Source organism: Photorhabdus heterorhabditis, from assembly GCF_018448905.1.
Classification (GTDB): domain Bacteria; phylum Pseudomonadota; class Gammaproteobacteria; order Enterobacterales; family Enterobacteriaceae; genus Photorhabdus; species Photorhabdus heterorhabditis.
Map to the genome: position 1 here is coordinate 1 of NZ_RCWA01000051.1, position 18,033 is coordinate 18,033.

At 41.0% G+C, this 18,033-nt stretch carries 19 protein-coding genes and 3 pseudogenes; 16 read left to right on the forward strand and 6 right to left on the reverse strand.

Annotated features, from left to right (window positions below; translation table 11 throughout):
• The 6 genes and pseudogenes from EAE89_RS20430 to EAE89_RS20455 all read left to right on the forward strand — a co-directional run.
• A pseudogene (locus EAE89_RS20430) lies at positions 1-118 on the forward strand (RNA-guided endonuclease InsQ/TnpB family protein); the annotation flags it as partial.
• A 371-nt stretch (positions 119-489) separates the two neighbouring features.
• Complete coding sequence (locus EAE89_RS20435; protein ID WP_054478190.1) at positions 490-1,545, forward strand: alkene reductase; 1,056 nt, start codon at positions 490-492, stop codon at positions 1,543-1,545.
• A 349-nt stretch (positions 1,546-1,894) separates the two neighbouring features.
• Positions 1,895-2,107: a hypothetical protein gene (locus EAE89_RS20440; protein WP_054478192.1), complete on the forward strand. Its 213-nt coding sequence runs from the start codon at positions 1,895-1,897 to the stop codon at positions 2,105-2,107.
• Positions 2,108-2,782: 675 nt separating this feature from the next.
• Positions 2,783-2,923, forward strand: a complete 141-nt coding sequence (locus tag EAE89_RS23810) for a hypothetical protein (protein WP_235525555.1) — start codon at positions 2,783-2,785, stop codon at positions 2,921-2,923.
• 271 nt (positions 2,924-3,194) lie between these two features.
• Positions 3,195-3,584, forward strand: coding sequence for a nuclear transport factor 2 family protein (locus EAE89_RS20450; protein ID WP_054481459.1), 390 nt, complete (start codon positions 3,195-3,197; stop codon positions 3,582-3,584).
• A 319-nt stretch (positions 3,585-3,903) separates the two neighbouring features.
• Positions 3,904-4,371: an Rrf2 family transcriptional regulator gene (locus tag EAE89_RS20455; protein WP_054481457.1), complete on the forward strand. Its 468-nt coding sequence runs from the start codon at positions 3,904-3,906 to the stop codon at positions 4,369-4,371.
• A 140-nt stretch (positions 4,372-4,511) separates the two neighbouring features.
• Here the strand turns inward: EAE89_RS20455 and EAE89_RS20460 are convergent, their stop codons facing one another.
• Positions 4,512-5,552 (reverse strand): LacI family DNA-binding transcriptional regulator, encoded by a 1,041-nt coding sequence (locus EAE89_RS20460; protein ID WP_054481455.1) that lies wholly within the window; start codon positions 5,550-5,552, stop codon positions 4,512-4,514.
• A 368-nt stretch (positions 5,553-5,920) separates the two neighbouring features.
• Here EAE89_RS20460 and EAE89_RS20465 point away from each other — a divergent pair, with 368 nt between their 5' ends.
• From EAE89_RS20465 to EAE89_RS20475, 3 genes are read left to right on the forward strand one after another with little or no spacing between them, the layout of a single operon-like run.
• Complete coding sequence (locus EAE89_RS20465) at positions 5,921-6,364, forward strand: PTS sugar transporter subunit IIA (protein ID WP_054481453.1); 444 nt, start codon at positions 5,921-5,923, stop codon at positions 6,362-6,364.
• A 29-nt stretch (positions 6,365-6,393) separates the two neighbouring features.
• Entirely contained in the window at positions 6,394-6,681 is a 288-nt protein-coding gene (locus tag EAE89_RS20470; protein ID WP_054481451.1) for a PTS sugar transporter subunit IIB, read from the forward strand.
• 12 nt (positions 6,682-6,693) lie between these two features.
• Complete coding sequence (locus EAE89_RS20475) at positions 6,694-7,950, forward strand: PTS ascorbate transporter subunit IIC (protein WP_054481449.1); 1,257 nt, start codon at positions 6,694-6,696, stop codon at positions 7,948-7,950.
• Between the two features lie 389 nt (positions 7,951-8,339).
• Here the strand turns inward: EAE89_RS20475 and EAE89_RS20480 are convergent, their stop codons facing one another.
• The 4 genes and pseudogenes from EAE89_RS20480 to EAE89_RS20495 all read right to left on the reverse strand — a co-directional run.
• Complete coding sequence (locus EAE89_RS20480; RefSeq protein WP_054481447.1) at positions 8,340-9,035, reverse strand: helix-turn-helix transcriptional regulator; 696 nt, start codon at positions 9,033-9,035, stop codon at positions 8,340-8,342.
• Between the two features lie 59 nt (positions 9,036-9,094).
• The gene (locus EAE89_RS20485; RefSeq protein WP_054481445.1) at positions 9,095-9,766 is read right to left on the reverse strand and encodes a helix-turn-helix transcriptional regulator; all 672 of its coding nucleotides are present in this window, start codon (positions 9,764-9,766) and stop codon (positions 9,095-9,097) included.
• Positions 9,767-9,846: 80 nt separating this feature from the next.
• Positions 9,847-10,254, reverse strand: a complete 408-nt coding sequence (locus EAE89_RS20490; RefSeq protein ID WP_214086509.1) for a hypothetical protein — start codon at positions 10,252-10,254, stop codon at positions 9,847-9,849.
• 613 nt (positions 10,255-10,867) lie between these two features.
• Positions 10,868-11,077: pseudogene (locus tag EAE89_RS20495) on the reverse strand (phosphoheptose isomerase family protein); the annotation flags it as partial.
• Positions 11,078-11,526: 449 nt separating this feature from the next.
• Between EAE89_RS20495 and EAE89_RS20500 the strand changes: the two are divergent.
• Positions 11,527-12,147, forward strand: coding sequence for a tyrosine-type DNA invertase (locus tag EAE89_RS20500; RefSeq protein ID WP_054481249.1), 621 nt, complete (start codon positions 11,527-11,529; stop codon positions 12,145-12,147).
• A 141-nt stretch (positions 12,148-12,288) separates the two neighbouring features.
• Here the strand turns inward: EAE89_RS20500 and EAE89_RS20505 are convergent.
• A pseudogene (locus EAE89_RS20505) lies at positions 12,289-12,576 on the reverse strand (IS4 family transposase); the annotation flags it as partial.
• 183 nt (positions 12,577-12,759) lie between these two features.
• On the opposite strand from EAE89_RS20505, the gene yhfZ reads away from it, so the two are divergent.
• The 6 genes from yhfZ to EAE89_RS20535 all read left to right on the forward strand — a co-directional run bounded on the left by yhfZ (position 12,760) and on the right by EAE89_RS20535 (position 18,020).
• Complete coding sequence (yhfZ, locus tag EAE89_RS20510; protein WP_054481247.1) at positions 12,760-13,665, forward strand: GntR family transcriptional regulator YhfZ; 906 nt, start codon at positions 12,760-12,762, stop codon at positions 13,663-13,665.
• 25 nt (positions 13,666-13,690) lie between these two features.
• Positions 13,691-14,050, forward strand: coding sequence for a hypothetical protein (locus EAE89_RS20515; protein WP_054481245.1), 360 nt, complete (start codon positions 13,691-13,693; stop codon positions 14,048-14,050).
• Between the two features lie 123 nt (positions 14,051-14,173).
• Positions 14,174-15,355: a YhfX family PLP-dependent enzyme gene (locus EAE89_RS20520; RefSeq protein WP_054481243.1), complete on the forward strand. Its 1,182-nt coding sequence runs from the start codon at positions 14,174-14,176 to the stop codon at positions 15,353-15,355.
• 36 nt (positions 15,356-15,391) lie between these two features.
• The gene (locus EAE89_RS20525) at positions 15,392-16,282 is read left to right on the forward strand and encodes a phosphotriesterase-related protein (protein WP_054481241.1); all 891 of its coding nucleotides are present in this window, start codon (positions 15,392-15,394) and stop codon (positions 16,280-16,282) included.
• A gap of 11 nt (positions 16,283-16,293) precedes the next feature.
• Complete coding sequence (locus tag EAE89_RS20530) at positions 16,294-16,653, forward strand: DUF2620 domain-containing protein (protein ID WP_054481239.1); 360 nt, start codon at positions 16,294-16,296, stop codon at positions 16,651-16,653.
• 11 nt (positions 16,654-16,664) lie between these two features.
• Entirely contained in the window at positions 16,665-18,020 is a 1,356-nt protein-coding gene (locus EAE89_RS20535; protein ID WP_149617292.1) for a YhfT family protein, read from the forward strand.
• Positions 18,021-18,033: the final 13 nt, after the last annotated feature.

Sequence of the window (18,033 nt, forward strand, 5' to 3'; positions counted from 1 at the left end):
TATCAATGCGGCGCTCAACATCCGGCGCAAGGGCATACAGGAATTACAGGCGGCGGGACTCGTCGTTTCTGCCCATGGAGGCCAGCGTAAATCCGTCACACAGACGGTTGCGGCCTGAGAAGTGGGAAGACTCGCCGTTTACGGCGGGGAGCAGTCACAAAGAATGATGTTGGTGAACAGCATAGCTTTTGGGGTATAAACCATGAACAAACAGGCATCCTATGTCATTCTCAAACAAAGTCATTGCTGTGTCATAGCATTAATCTTGCAGATATCCTGACATCTGGTATCAGATCCCTCTTGTTTAATGTAACTGTGTGAGTTACATTAATTCATATCGGAAAAGCATCCAATTGTTAAAGATTGAGGATTAAGAGAAATCGCTCATGCTTCCTGATTGATGTTATTTGCTTCCGGTGTTACTTGGTTATGTACGTATTGATGGTTTGCAACGCAGTGCATTTATTTAGTCCATATGAGAGAAAAAATATGCCTACACTTTTTGACCCAATTCGTATTGGTGATCTTGACTTGCCAAATCGTATCATTATGGCTCCTTTGACACGTACCCGTGCAGTAGGAGAAGGACGTATCCCCAATGCTCTGATGGCGGAATACTATGTTCAGCGCGCTTCTGCTGGTTTGATTATCAGTGAGGCGACGTCAGTAACTCCACAGGGAGTTGGCTACGCTAATACTCCTGGTATTTGGTCAGATGAACAAGTTGCAGGCTGGCGATTAGTCACGGATGCGGTACATGCCGCTGGTGGGCGTATCTTTATACAACTTTGGCATGTAGGGCGGATTTCGGACCCTATTTTCCTCAATGGGGAACGACCAGTAGCTCCGAGTGCGATTGCGGCTGATGGTCACGTCAGCTTATTACGTCCAGAGCGCCCCTTTGTGGTTCCGCGAGCGCTTGAGTCTAATGAAATTCCCGGCATTGTCGAAGCGTTCAGACGCGGAGCAGAAAATGCGAAAACGGCAGGATTCGATGGAGTAGAAATACACGGGGCTAATGGGTATTTACTCGATCAATTCTTACAAGATAATGCCAATATACGTACGGATCGGTACGGTGGCTCAGTAGAAAATCGTGCCCGGTTATTGCTGGAAGTCACAGATGCCTGTATTTCAGTTTGGGGAGCATCACGTGTTGGTATGCATTTGGCTCCACGGGGTGGTAGTTACTCAATGGAAGATTCCAATCCTATGGCGACTTTTGGATACGTCGCGCGTGAACTTGGTAAACGGGGTATTGCTTTCATCTTCTCGCGTGATGCTGTTGTTGATGGTGATTTCAGTAAGGAAATAAAGGAAGTCTTCGGGGCAACTTATATTGCTAACGAACAGCTGACTAAAGAGAGCGCGGAACAAGTGCTTGCTGATGGTAGAGCTGATGCGGTGGCTTTTGGTCAATTGTTTATTTCTAACCCAGATTTGCCTCACCGCTTTTTAGCCGAAGCGCCATTTAATGAACAACAGCCAGAAACATTTATGGTTCCTGGAGCAGTAGGCTATACCGATTATCCCGCGCTTACCTAAATATATACCCGTTATCTTTCAAGTCGCCTCTTTGTTGGCTGCACTCGTTCGCCCCGGTCACATAGTTACCTATGCTTCCGGGGATTCACTCCCTTGCCGTCGCGATCCATCTTGAAATCCATAGGGTATAAATATCTACACAATTTTAATCCCAAAGGGTGTTGATATTAAGTATACATTTGATTTTTCTATCGCCGGGTTTGATGCCCGGTTCATCAATTCTGCTTAATCCCTTTCCAGAACGATTATTTTGGGAAAACTCTAAGCTAGTGACCGATTTTTATTGACCACAACAGTTGTAACTGACTGAGAAAATTAGGAAAATCGGCGTCCGGCGGTCAACGTCGCAATGGAATGGGTTGTTGTGGACAACAACCACCTAAGTGTGGAGCAGAATCAATCGCGCAGTGAGGAACTGGTTAATTGTCAGGGTGATACCAGCTGCCGTTCTGCCGTTAGGGATAAATATCGGCAGGAATATGACAAGGTTCAGGAGCTGACCAGTGCGTTGCTGTTGCCAAAGAGTTGCGGGCATTGCAAGGTGATTACAGCGCCCGGATGAGTGAAATTCAGGAAAAAGCTAGAATGCTGCGTATTTTCGTCCTCGGAGATCACCCAATAACCCTCAGTGATCTCTATCGTGGTAATACGCATGGGGGGTATTTCAAGGGAAACTCCATTAGGTGAAACAGACGTGAATGGCAAAGTTGGCACTGAAATATATAAACATGAGTTTAAGGATAAATGAGCATGATTGTATATATTCCGTTTATTTTGATGGTCTTGAGTCTGTTGGGGTTTCTTGCATGCTTCATCTACTTTGGCTTGAGCAAAAAAATTTCACTAAGAAGTGTAAAATCTCCATTGCTCTTTTTTGATTTTTGTTTTTTTAATAAAAACAAACTTGCTAATTTTCCCATGATAATATTATTTGTTATTTATATGTCTGGAATTTGGTTTGAATTTATTAAAAATGGAAATAAGTCTTCAAAATACATTATTATGGTTATCTAGGTTATTTTATATTGTTTGGCTTTATTTTTTTCTACGTAATTGTTGTAATCGAGAATAACTCTTTGGCGAATTTACTGGCGGCAGCAGAAGCGAATAAGAGCGAATAAGCAAGGCATAGTTGAGAAATTAACAGGAAAAGCAAACCGAAATCCAGAAAGCCTGTAGTGGTAATACGCCACTCTCTTGCCAGACTATGGTTGCCGCAGAAGGGAGTATTTTGGCCTTGCCATTGTTATCGGGAAGCGCTGTAACAACGGGGCTGATTGGTGTTGGAGGAGCTAAGCACTTTAAAAGCGCGGGTTCTCTGGCTCAAAAAATGACTCAATCGGGGCAACATTGGGGAGAAATAAACGAAATACTTTAAAGGACCGCTTAAATCGATACTTCGGTGTTCCAACCAGATGATATTTGAAACGCCAAAATATATGTGATGACTGCTATATATACTCAGGCTTACCTAAGTAAGGGGATATCTTACCCGCAATATATCGCCTAAGATGAAAGATGCTTGCATTATTTTCTAGGGGTGATAGTTAAGACTTTTTTCACTGAACATCCCAAGATACAGGTCGGTTCGCTTTTTTTATAGCAACCAGCCATTTTTCATAGCAGGATAATTTGAAGGAGAATTATCAATGTCAGATTCATTAAATGTATCTATTGTTCGTCGTTTTTACGAGTCTATGGGTGATATCAATATTATTCGCCCGTTGATGGGAGATGACATTATTTGGGATATTACCGAAGGCGCTCTACATGGTGGGTTTTATGAAGGGATTGATGACGTATTAAATAATTTTTTTGTGCCATTTTTTAATGACTTTGAGGAATTTGTTGTAGAAAGTTCTGAATTTTTCGAGTCAGGTGATCATGTGATTGTTTTAGGTAATTATTTAGGGAAAGTAAAGAATGGAAAACGATTTATTTCTCGTTTCGTTCATATATGGACAGTGCAGGGCGAACAGCTAGTAAAATTACAGCAGACCTCCGATACGCTTCAGATTGATCGTGCTAATTCAGTTTAAAAAAAGGGGGTCAATGTAACGAAGTCTTAATGGGATAAAGGTCACGCTTGTATAGAAGTATGTATTTATACCCTTCGTCTTTCAAGCTGCTGCTTTGTTGGCTGCGTTCACTTGCCGCCGCACTGCAACTTGAAATCTATTGGGTATAGATGGTCTTGTATGTGACGGCAGAGCTGAAGGAATGAGGGTGTTAATTGAACAGATTGACATTCTGAATTTCACTACTTATTATGTGACAAAATTAGTTACATATTATGTAATCTTTTTTCCAGTTTTCTGCCGTTTTTCAATCACATCCTTAGGTATATAGGATACTCCGGTGCCAACATCTACCCGTTTTGCTGTAGCTATTCATATTCTCACTGATATTGCGCTTTATCATGGACAAGCTGTACGTTCTGAAGATATCGCAAGAAGTGTGAATACCAACCCGACCGTGGTCCGGCGGCTTTTAGGGATTCTGGCAGATGCGGGACTTACCTATTCGCAAATGGGTCAAGGTGGGGGAGCGTTACTGGCCCGGCCTTCGGAGCAAATTTCATTACTAGATATTTATCGCGCAGTTGAAGACCCTCTGTATTTCACGTTGCATCGTTCCAAACCTAATCCTAAATGTTATATTGGACACAATATTACCCCGGTGTTGGAAAATGAGTTTTCGCGTATTACTTGTGCGCTAGAAACAGCTCTTGCTGAAACGACAATCGCTGATATGGCAAATAGAGTTGAAGATTGCGCAGGTTTTCCTTTTAAGCCACCAGATTTAAGCAGCAGGCTAAATAATTAGCGCTTTTATACCCAATAGATTTCAAGATGGATCGCGGCGGCAAGTGAACGCAGCCAACAAAGAGGCAACTTGAAAGATAACAGGTATATAAGCTTTCATTAAAATTTGTGCTACTACTTGGGTTGACGTTTTCATCTCTGCTAAGTGCTTTGTCTGGGCTCAAACTTATACGAAAATAGATGATGTTGATTATTTTGACATTCTGGCTCATCTGCATTTTGTTTATTGAGCAACCTTACCAGTAGTTTTCCTGTGTCTTTTCCTATTTTGGGGTAATCAATGCGGATGGATGTCAGTGTTGGTTGTGTGTGATCACAATTATCTGAGCCTTCCAAACAAGCGACAGCCAGATCTGCTGGTATTTTTAGTAGACGACGTTGGCATTCAAACATCACTCCTAAGGCAATCACTTCATGGCTGCAAACAACACCTTCCAGTTCAGGTTGCCGTAATAACATCTCAGTAATTGCCTGGCGACCAAATTGCATACTGGCAGCATCGGGGGTAGTGATATTTTGGTCTGCATTCTGATAGTGATGTAGCATTGCTTTGTTCCAGCCATTAATTTGCTGATTTAGTAAACGGTTATCCATTTGTGCACCAATATAGCCAATATGTTTCCGACCTTTGTTAAGCATATACTCAGTCAGAGTATAGGCAGCTTCGGAAAAATCTGTTTCTATATTGATAGTCGTCTGTTGTTGATGAGATCCCGCAACATTGATAATCGGGATATTGATATGAGAAATGTTGTTGTAGGCTTTATCTGTCAATTGAGAGCCGAAGATAATCAGCGCTGCCGCGTTACTTTGCAGCAATGTCATGATAATTTCGGCTTCTTTATTACGGTTATATTCATGACATCCAAGTAAAACTTGGAAAGAATGTTTATTCAGCACCTGTTGTAATGACTGTATAAATGTGGCGCAGGCTTTATCTGTCAATGATGGAACAAGAACCGCGATAATATTGCTTTGGCCGGAGGCGAGTACTCCAGCGGCACCATTTGGGATATATCCTAATTCCTGTATGGCTTGTTCAATTTTTTCCCGTAATTTATCCGATACCATTTCTGGCGTTCTCAATGTGCGTGAAACCGTCATTGAACCGACACCGGCATACTTAGCAACATCTTGTAGTGTTACTCGCCCTGTATTACGGCGTTTTCGTGTCTTTCCCATCAATATTTTTCTATTTTTTTAATTAACGGCTATGAATTTGACGATGGGATTCTACCTTATCTCAAGTAAGTCGTGGGGGAAAAAAACATGATGGGCGTTGCCATTCTGGTAAATCATTCAGATAACAAATGATAGCGCTATCACAATAATGACTTATGAGGGTAGATAGCGCTACCATTTGTGACTAATATCACCAGAAAGCGAATTTGAAGTCAGGTTTAGCAGAATAAGGGTGAAATATATTCATATTGTGAATGATATGGCTTGAGATGCCAGAGACGGACTTAGGGTGTTTTAACGATTTGCTTCATTTCCTGACAAGGCTGAACATCATTAAACAGAATAAAGTTTCGACCAGGAGAAAGCTGATGCTAAAAACTTTACTCACCAAAGATGTGATCCAATTGATCCCGAATATTAAAGATTGGCGGGAAGCTATCGCGGTTGCTTGCCAACCGTTGGTGGAAAATAGTGCAATTTCTCCCCGTTATATTGATGCTATTTATCGCTCTCATGAAGAAATTGGACCTTATTACGTTGTAGGGCCGGGAATTGCTATGCCACATGCCAGACCTGAAGAGGGGGTGAACAGATTATCGTTAGCATTAACCGTTGTCAGTCAGGGCGTTGAATTCGGTTCTGAAGGAAATGATCCAGTTAAATTACTGATCGTGCTGGCAGCGATCGACAATGCCAGCCATATCGAAGTGATCTCTCAGCTTGCTGCGCTTTTTGATAATCAACAAGATACAAAATTATTGATGGGAGCTAAGAGTAAAGAAGAGATTATATCTGTTATCGACAGATATTAAGTCGTTATTTTTTGCTATGGGAAAACAGTATGAAAATCACAGTCGTTTGCGGAAATGGATTAGGTACCAGCTTGATGATGGAAATGAGCATCAAAAATATTCTGAAAGATATAGGAATAGATGCCAGTGTTGATCACGTTGATCTGGGGTCAGCAAAAGCAACTCAAAGCGATATTTTTGTTGGTACGAAAGATATTGCAGAACAATTAGTTGCTCAGGCAGTCAATGGCAAAATTGTTGCACTGGACAATATGGTGGATAAAACCGCAATGAAACAACGCCTGTCCGTGGCATTAACTGAGCTTGGTGCATTGTAACCGGAGGTAGCTATGGAATTCTTCCACTTTCTGATGAGTGATGTGTTGTCAGAACCTGCGGTTTTGGTGGGATTTATCGCACTTGTTGGGCTGATCGTACAAAAAAAGCCAGTGACCGAATGTATCAAAGGCACCATAAAAACCATAATGGGTTTTGTGATCTTGGGGGCGGGCGCTGGGTTAGTCGTTTCTTCACTGGGGGATTTTGCTGCAATTTTCCAACATGCCTTTGGTATTCAGGGGGTAGTACCAAATAACGAAGCGATTGTTTCCATTGCACAGAAAAGTTTTGGTAAAGAAATGGCAATGATTATGTTCTTTGCCATGGTGATTAATATCCTGATTGCCCGTTTTACACCTTGGAAATTCATCTTTCTGACAGGGCATCACACCTTGTTTATGTCCATGATGGTGGCAGTGATTCTGGCAACTGCCGGGATCAACGGAACTAAGCTAGTGGTTATCGGTTCTGTGGTTGTTGGTGTTGCTATGGTTTTCTTCCCGGCGATTGCTCATCCGTATATGAAGAAAGTGACAGGTTCTGATGAAGTTGCCATTGGGCATTTTTCTACACTTTCCTATGTTCTGTCTGGTTTTATTGGCAGTAAACTGGGCAATAAAGAACATTCAACGGAGGAGATGAATGTACCGAAAAGTTTACTGTTTTTGCGTGATACGCCGGTTGCTATTTCTTTCACGATGGCGATTATTTTTATTGTCACTTGTTTGTTTGCAGGTGGTGATTTTGTAAGAGAAGTCAGTGGTGGTAAAAATGGATTTATGTTTTCGTTAATGCAATCTATTACCTTTGCGGCCGGTGTATATATCATTTTACAAGGAGTGAGAATGATAATTGCAGAAATTGTTCCTGCATTTAAAGGAATTTCCGACAAGTTGGTTCCGAATGCTAAACCTGCATTGGATTGTCCGGTTGTATTCCCTTACGCGCCTAATGCGGTACTGGTAGGCTTTCTGAGCAGTTTTATTGCGGGTGTTATTGGTATGTTTGTACTGTATGCATTGAGCATGACAGTAGTTATTCCGGGGGTGGTGCCACACTTTTTTGTCGGTGCTGCGGCTGGGGTTTTCGGCAATGCTACAGGTGGTCGCAGAGGCGCTATTCTCGGTGCCTTTATTCAGGGCTGGTTGATCACTTTCCTGCCCGTATTCTTATTGCCTGTCTTGGGGAATATCGGTATTGCCAACACGACATTTAGTGATGCTGATTTTGGTGCATTAGGCATTCTGTTGGGAGTGATTGTTCGTTGATTTGGGGATTGCTGGAATTTTAGGATTGAAACAGGGTTATATACCCTTCATCTTTCAAGCTGCTGCTTTGTTGGCTGCGTTCACTTGCCGCCGCGCTGCAATCTGAAATCTATTGGGTATAGTTCCCTGTCTCGATCTCTTTTGCCAATATGTTGATGTAAGTTATTTGACCATAAATTTTAGTTAGTATTCACTCTAGTTGTATAGTTTCTGAATTTTCTGAAAGTTTTTAATATAAATAAGGAAAAAATATTCAAAAAAATGATAATTTAATCACGTCTTAAGTCCTTTATTTTAATTTATCAAGTTGTTGCCCATATATCAGACTAAGAGAAAACTCAGATTAGTTAAACAGAATAGAGAGAATATGTAATAATAAAATCGATTATTTATAGCAAAATATGGCCTCTAGATTTAAAGTATTTAGGTGGAATGTAGAGATCATAATTATTCTCTTTGCAAAATATTCTTAATTCAATAGCTGAGTTAACTGATAGTTTCTCATAGATACTTTCGAAATATTTTTCTACGGTACGATATGAAATCTTCATTTCTCTGGCGATATATCTATTGTTGACGCCACGGCAGAATAAAAAGAGGACTGTCCATTCTTTCTCTTTCAATATATTGTTAGGTGGCTGAAATCTAATCGATATAGGAATATCATTCTCTATATAATGAGATACGGTGAAATTATGCACTTCTCTAGCATGAGAAATGATACCAACACATTGCTTATTTTCATCCATTAATGGGTATTTGTTACAAAAATAGGATGTAGATTGTTCGTTTTTGCTATGAGGATGAGTGTTAAGAGATGATATTCGTTGCATAGATTGTAAGACCTTACGATCATGTTCCTCAAAAAGGTGAGCAAATTGATTAAGTGGTATAGGTAATTCTTCATCAGTATATCCGACAACATTAAAGTTTTCAGGTAACTTATTGGCTTTAATAAATGCTGTATTTGCATAAATAAAACGGAATTCCTTATCTTTCACAAACCATGGTTCTAAGCTTTTATCCCACATATTAGTTAATTGAGGAGTAATAAAAGGGACTTTTTTACATCCTGATTGACTCATATTTGACCTTTATAACATTATTACCTTATAAAAAATTTGAATAAACAAATAAACGACATTTATAAGTAAGACAATAAAAACCTTTTTGGTGCATAGAGATTAAAACTATTTATTTGGCAGTATTCCTCCAGTTGTAAATCAGAATTTACATCTAGTTTATTATAAATTTTTTTCATATCCTTCCCTATGGTTTTGTAAGGGATATTAAGTAATTGACTGATTTGTTTTTTGCTATATTTCTGTAAAAAAAGGAAAACGATTTCCCATTCTTGTTGAGTAAGAAGCTCAGTTGGTGATTGAAATATAATGGAAGCAGGTAGTTTATTGTGAAATAGGCGAGTTAGTGAGTTATTTTGAGCTTTCCAGGCATGGAAAAGGATGCCGATGCATTCACCATTATCATTATATAGCGGAAGTTTCTCTTGGAAATAAGATGATAAAATTCTATCTTGTCCAAATACATGTGTTTCTAATGATAAAATACTTTCTTCATTTTCCATCACCCTCAAATCATGTTTAATAAAATCTTCCGAGAATTCATTGCCTTGCCACGGAATGTCACTATCATATTTACCTTGATAATCATAATTAGAACTTATATTTTGAAGTTTAGTCAATGCATCATTGCCATAAAAAAAACAGGAAGATTTATCTTTTATCCCCCATGGTTCGTTGCTAGTTTCCAAGGTGTTTATTATTTGAGATGAAATAATGAAATTTTTTCTGGTCATATTTTTTATATAATATTTTGATTTAAGAAAACATTATGATTTTTGGTTGCAAAAATATCTCTGGTGTGTAGAGATTAACTTCAGTAAGAAACAGAAAATTTCTGAGCTTTGTACATCTGTAAAGTGGTACCGATACAACGATCATGGTTATTGCAAAGTGAATATTCATAATGGGTACAAGTTTGCTTGGTTTTATTTTTTTCAAACGAGTAGGTATTTAATGAAGTCACTCTTGGAATAGTTTGGATAACTTTTTGACTCTGGCGGTAGTATTCCTCTTCATATTTTGCAATATGCGAGGTCAATTCACCCATTGAAAACCCTGTTATATTGGGACCTTTAAGTAAATCGAGCTTTTGGTGAAAGGTAGGATTGTCATATATAAATTCTGACTGATAACCCTTGGTTTCACAAGGATTATGACTTTTTTTTCGCATAAAAATTAATTTCATAATAATATTATTCGATTTGTTTTTTATATTTGACATGATAACTCATTAGTTGTTATTTAAGTAACTGTCTGAGTGGTTTTTACTGATTTCACTTAAAATAACCTGAATATATAATGGATTGCAATAATTAATTTGTAAAAAGATAAGATTTTTTTATTTTATCTGTATTTGTTAATTAAATCATTTATTCTTTTGTGTAAAATATTTACATATAGAAAAATATAGCTACCAATATTATTTTTATCTTATTAGAATATTTTGTTTACCATTTTTGTTATAAGGAGTGAAAATGAGCAATGTTCAAACAGAAGCACTAACTTTTGATTGAACTTTAACGAGGGAGCTAAGTGAATCGTTCCTTACGTACTACGTGTGCACTCCAGTTTTTTTACGTTGCTGATGTTAACTACTCATTCATAATAATGGTTTACAACAATAACATCATTGGGATAGGTAGTTAATATTGAAATTATTTAGATTATTTACTGATAATTTATTCTATACCCAATAGATTTCAAGATGCATCGCGACGGCAAGGGAGCGAATCCCCGGGAGCATAGATAACTATGTCATAGAGAACTCTGTGACCGGGGTGAGTGAGTGCAGCCAACAAAGAGGCAACTTGAAAGATGACAGGTATAATTGTTAAATGAATTGTTTTGTCATACAATGCGAAGCACACATCAGCCAGTGAATTGACTGATGCACGTGTAAATGCAATTACCATCATACCAATTATACCGATATTATGAGCAATATATGCTTTATCCAATACCCGTTCTGTTTGACCTCTGCGAGAGATAGCAATAAAAACTTCATATTTCACTGCATTACTGAGGAAAATTCTACGATTGTTTCCCTGCTGACACTTGTAATTTCTGTGTCAGAATCGGTAAATGGGCCTATAAAGATTTACCGAGACTCTGCGTGATTTGAAACAAAAATCGATCTGATTGGCCTATCCTTTGTTAAAATGATTGTTGGGCTTATTGTGATAATTTTTGTTGTTTTTTCAGACAGATCAACTTATTTAGCGAGTGATGGTTAATCGAATCAGTATTTTTCTTTTTATCTTATGATGGTAAGAATATAGGGGGTTCCCGGAGAACAGACATTGAATACCTGTCCATTACACAACTTGAGCGAAGCTCAAGCACAGCAAAAGCAATTTCATTTAGTCATCTGCCGCCATCTCGGTGCAGACATTTTTACCATAGGGGATTTAAGGTTGGTTCCGGGTCTAAATCAGTTACAGATAACGCAGAATATTACATGCGTTGAGACAAAAAATATTTGGGATAGACCATAATGGGTCAACGAAGACATCTAACGCAATACGAAGTGGAAAGTATGCTGGCAGTGGCGAAAAGTAGTGCTAATGGTGAGCGCGACTATTGCCTGGTGTACATGAGTTTTGTTCATGGCTTACGTGTTAGTGAAGCCAGGTATTTACGGTTATCCGACTTGGATTTGGATGATGGAAGTTTGTATATTCGGCGCTTAAAAGGCGGGTTTTGTACAAACCATCCCCTCTTAGGTTATGAAATCAAGGCGATTAACGCGTGGCTTGAAGTACGTAAAACTTTTCGAGGTGCGGAAAGTGATTGGTTATTTTTGTCACGCACCGGAAGACCGCTTACACGTCAGCGTATTTATCAATTGATTAACCAATTAGGGCGACAGGCTAATATTTCAGTAGGTTCCCATCCACATATGTTACGCCATGCTTGTGGTTATGCTCTTGCTGACAGGGGAGTGGATACTCGGCTGATACAAGATTATCTTGGACACAGTAACATTCGCCACACGGTGAGGTATACCGCCAGTAATGCAGAACGTTTTCACGGTGTTTGGAGCATAAAAAGGAACCGGTATCGAGAATTACACTTTGATTATATCCCAAGGGCTGATGCTTGTTCAGTTGAATAAGGTATTCTGATGTATGCGCCTGTTAAGGGCGCATACATAAAGGTTATCTTATTAGGGTAATCTGTTGGAGAATATCGCCACTTTGGTTTTAATGGTTTTATCCGATGCGCCGTAAAACCCCGTCCTTCAGCTGTCTCTTGATCATATTTCATAGATCAAGAGACTGGACAGTAAATAACCTTCAAGGAGGGTTTGTAACATGAACCATCCTTGCCACAGCCTTTCCCATCCCACTCGGCCATTTCGTTTTGAGTCATACCAACCCGCTAGTTTTCCCAAATTAATATAGGCCCAGTAAACACTTTGCGCTGTCTTAGGGACCTTTTTCTTTTCTTGCTTTACCCACAATAACTTCCACGCTAGCGGGCTTAATAGCGTTTCACAACTCTGTTTTTCTGCCTCTGCTCTATTGAGACCCACATAGCGCAACTAATGAACACGCACGGGAAGTTCCCTCCAAGTTGCCTTAGTACGAAGGTAAGGCGGATTTTCTGCTTCAATTGCAAAAATTACTCTCACATTCGTGACTGAATTCGCATTTTTGGTATTTTCCGATTGTTATTTACCTCTTTAAGTTAGATATAAATACATTCAAAAAAATGAAGAATAATTATGAGTCGTGAGCTGCTTAAAAAAGAGGGGGTTGCTCAGGCATATCTGGCCCGTTATCTGCTAGGTGAGTGCTGTGGTAATCGTTTAAAGACTATTGATGAGCTGGCATCTGACTATGCGCTGTCTGTTGGATTGGTACAATTTGCATTAAAAAAACTGGAGAATTCTGGTGCGGTTCGCCTAGAGAGGCGGGGGCGTAATGGCAGTTATCTGGTTAGTATGGATCACAAAGCACTGTTAGCACATGCTGATATCGGTAATGTAGTTTGTGCGATGCCGTTACCTTATACCCGATTGTACGAAGGGCTGGCGAGTGGTTTAAAAGCGCAGTTTGATGGTATTCCGTTTTACTTTGCTCACATGAGAGGTTCGGATGCCCGGGTAGAATGTCTGCGTAACGGCATTTATGACATGGCTGTAGTGTCAGGTCTGGCTGCACAAACTTATCTGGAACAGCGTGATGTTCTTGCTGTACTTGAATTGGGGCCACACACCTATGTTGGTGGACACCAACTGATTTACCGCAAGGGTGAAGAGCATAACATCCGTCGTGTTGGGTTAGATAATCGTTCTGCCGACCAGAAGATCATGACCGAAGTGTACTTTGCCGGGCAGGCTATCACGTTGGTGGATATCTCTTACCACGAATGTTTGTATAAGGTGGCTAAGGGTGATATCGATGCAGTGATTTGGAACGTTAGCAGGGAAGTTGAATTGAGTTCCCGGGAGCTTATTGCGGTACCGCTGCGTGGAAATGTCTGTTTTATGCAAGCTTCTGAAGCGGTAATTTTAACCAGAGCTGATGATATTCCGATTCAGCAACTTTTGCGTACCACCGTGGATAAAACAGCATTATTGGTTCATCAACAACGAGTACTGGCCGGTCAACAGGACCCAAGTTACTGATTTAAAATGGACGGAGTAAAATGAAATGGAAAATCGGCTGAATCTGCTCTGTCAGGGAAATGTCATCGATCAGGACATTTGTGATGGCATGATGAAAGTTGTGATTCAGCTTGAACAAGATTGGCAAATCCCCGTCAGGAATGCGTTGGGGGAAATGGCGATAACACATATGGCGAATGCGTTGATGCGCTCACGCCGGGGAGAACAAATTGGTTCACTGGATACTGAACTGTTGATGGAAGTACGTCAGTCTGATGCCTTTTCTCATTTGCAAGTGATTAACGCTTCGCTGCTGGCACATTTTGACGTGCAATTACATCCCTGTGAAGAAGGGTATTTGCTGGCAAACCTGTTTAGCCTTTGGATGGCAAAGGATCAGCAATAGCACGACAATAAATAACAGAGATGAAGGGAATTTTTTTTCCATCAAATATTCAAAAAAATGATGATTTGAACATCTAACTTATTGCAATGGCATTGACCGCTGAAGTAGTACAGGAGGTACAGCATATTTATTAATGCATTGAACAAACAAAATCCGGCATTGATTGAGGCAGCCCGTACGTTATGGGCGCAAGGAGTTTTGCTGCCTGATACTTATGTCATTGATGTTGAGCAAGTTTTGGTAAATGCCAGAAAATTGCTTGCTGTAGCGAAGCGTTATGATATTTCTCTGTATCTGATGACCAAACAGATTGGGCGTAATCCGTGGCTGGCACGCAAGCTTATAGAATTGGGCTATCGGGGTGTCACAGCGGTGGATTTCAAGGAAGCAAGGACATTGATAAGACGGAAGATCCCAGTTATTCATGCTGGTCATCTGGTGCAGATCCCGCGGAATATGGTCTCCACTGTGATACAGCAACGCCCGGAAGTGATCACAGTGTTTTCTTTAGAAAAAGCGGAGGAAATTTCTTGTCTTGCGCAGCATCAGGGACATGTGCAATGCATTATGCTAAAAATTTATGATGATCATGATCATCTTTATCCTGGTCAGGAAGCAGGTTTTCATTTATCGGCATTGAATGCTGTTACTCATCGTATTATGGCGCTGCCCGGCGTAAAACTGGTGGGATTGACCCATTTTCCTTGCTTATTGTGGCAGGAGGCACAGCAGCGAACAGTGCCTGCACCAAATTTGTTCACTTTGTTAAAAGCAAAAGACATTTTACAACAGGCAGGGGTTGAGGTGACGCAGATAAATGCGCCATCGGCATCAAGCTGTAGCACACTACCGTTACTCGCAAAGTATGGTGTTACCCATACGGAACCCGGGCATGCACTGACAGGTACAGTCCTGGCTAATTTTCAGGGAGAACAGCCTGAAAGCGTTGCTATGCTGTATCTGACGGAAATATCTCACCGGTTTAATGGCAACAGCTATTGCTATGGAGGCGGTCATTATCGCCGCGGACAGGCTTATAACGCGTTAGTCTTCATTCCAAATGGACAGATTATATCTACTCATTTGTTACCGATGGATGATACCAGTATTGATTACCACTTTTCTCTTGGTGGTGAATATCCAGTTGGTTGTGCTGTGGTGCTGTGCTTTCGTACTCAGATATTTGTGACTCGCAGTGATGTGGCATTGGTCAGTGGTATCCAGTCAGGGCATCCAGTGCTGGAAGGACTTTATGACAGCCAGGGAAACCGCATTCCTGTTAATGGGGAAATGACCTGTGAGTAAATTCATTGTCACCATTTTATTCGGACACTCTTTCCGATGACGAAGCAAAATAGGATTGATGCGTCCGGCTATACCTATTCACATGAGCATCTGCATATTGATTTATCGTCATTTAAAAACAACATTGATTGTCGGCTGGATCAATATGACTTGATTTGTGATGAGATGAAAATATTGGTCAACCTTGGTGTAGGCAATATTGTGGAAATGACCAATCGTTATATGGGGCGCAATCCCCAGTTTATGCTGGATTTGATGCAGGATTCTGGCATTAATGTGATTGCCTCAACGGGTTATTACCAGTCTGCCTTTTTTCCTGAGCATGTAGCACATACCACGGCTCAGCAACTGGCGGATGAAATGATCGCTGAAATTGAGCAGGGTATTGATGGCACAACGCTGAGAGCTGGAGTGATTGCGGAGATTGGTTCCAGTAAGGGAGTTATCACACCTGATGAAGAGAAAGTATTTCATGCCGCAGCGATAGCTCACTTGGAAACTGGACGCCCCATTTCTACGCATACGTCGTTAAGCACCATGGGGCTTGAGCAACTGACGTTACTGAAAAAGCAGGGTGTAGATACTGAGCGGGTAGTTATCGGGCATTGTGACTTGCGGGACAATCTGGACAATATCCTGCGTATGATTGAACAAGGGGCTTATATACAATTTGACACGATTGGTAAGAACGATTACTACCCGGATGAAAAACGTGTCGCCATGCTACAGACACTGTCCCAGCGCGGTCTGCTTAACCGTATCATGTTATCGATGGATATAACCCGCCGATCCCATCTGAAGGCCAATGGTGGCAATGGTTTTGAATATTTAATCCGCACCTTTGTTCCCATGCTGAGGAATGCTGGATTAACGCAAATAGAAATTGATCTAATGTTACGTGACAACCCAGCGGTATTTTTCAAATAAAGGAAAAACATATGAGATTTGTTATCGGAGGACAAATTGAGAAAGAAAAAATTGTGGAAACTTTACGCTGTTTGGCTGGAGATAAAGCTTCGTCCATTACCTTAATGAGCGACATTGAAGCAGCTATGGCACTTAAGAGTGGTAGTGCGGATTATTATTTGGGTGCCTGTAATACTGGTGGGGGCGCCTTGGCAATGGCAATTGCTATCGTGGGTATCGATAAATGTGCCACGCTCAGTATGCCGGGAAAAATTCTATCTGACGAAGAGATTATTGCGCATGTGAACGCCGGGAAGACTGCATTTGGTTTTATTGGTCAGGATATAGAAACTGTCATCCCGGTGATTATCAGGGCTATTTTTTCTTCATAAGGACATAGAAGATGGAATACGAATTTTTCACACGTTTAATGGAAATTGATCCGTTTAAAGCGGGTTTGCTGGCTGTTATTGGTGGGATATCAGCCATGATGGCTAACTGTGGTATTGCGGTATTTCATGACGGGTTGCGCCCTTTAATCCCGGAACACCTTGAAGGGCGTATGAATCGTAAAACCTTAGCGGCGACCAGTTTTGCCTTAAGTTTTGGTCTGGTTATCGGGTTTGGCATTCCGTTCTCGCTTACAGCACCGATTATCTTGGTGCATAGCTTGTTGCTGGGAACAGATGTGATCGGCACCTGGTGCGCAAACAGTAAAAAAGGTTTCGTGACTTCCGGTGTCCTAGGAGCGCTGTATGCCATTGCTTTGATGACGGGTTTACGATCTGTTGTTGATATCTTTGCCCATTTACCCGTTAATTTCATGAACAACCTGAGTAAGGTTGGCGATCCTATCGTTGCCTGCTTTGCATTATTCCCTGCGGTTGTTGTGGCGTATCAATATGGATATCGCAAAGGGATATGGGTGCTGATTGCGACACTGATGGGGTATATCGCGACGAAAGCGATAGGCTCACTCAGTTTTGGTGGAGCCTTGAGCAAACCAGTACAACTGGACCCCAATGGGGTAGCGCTCCTGATTTCGATGATTGTAATGTTCTACTTTGCAATGAAAGAACGTGCTCCCAAAGCAGAAAATGGACAAGATTCAACCAAAGGTGCAAATGAGATGTTGGTTGGATTATTTTCTACGCGAATACAGCGTATTCAAAATAACATCTGGCTATTGGTACTGAGTGGTGGCTTGACTGCTGTAGCTGCTTCGATGTCACTCAGTCTGCTGGCGGAAGGGCCGGTATCACTGCAATTGATGGCGCAGGGGGAAGGGGCTAACGCTACGTTGGTGGCTTTGGCTAGGGCAATCAGCTTTGTTCCATTAGTTGGCATGACGGCTATTGCCACCGGGGTGTATAGCCCGGTGGGGATGAAATTCGTGTTTGTTGCCGGATTAGCCACGAATAACCTATGGATTGCCTTCATTGCTGGCAGCGTGATTATGTTTATGGAAATCAAACTACTGGCAAGAATTGCTATCTGGCTGGATAAATATCCTGGAGTGAAAGCCTGTGGCGACCATATTCGAACAGTCATTACCCGCATGTTGGAGGTTTCCTTATTAGTGGGGGGAATGATTGCTTCCAACGCTATTCTGCCGGGAATGGGATTTATGGTGGTGGCGGGCATTTATCTGCTCAATCGCACGTCTAAACGTCCTTTAGTTGAAATGGCTATTGGGCCGATTGCAACGATTGTGGTTGGTGTTCTGGCTAACGTTATTCATCTGGTAGGTATTCGTTAATTGAATAAATATA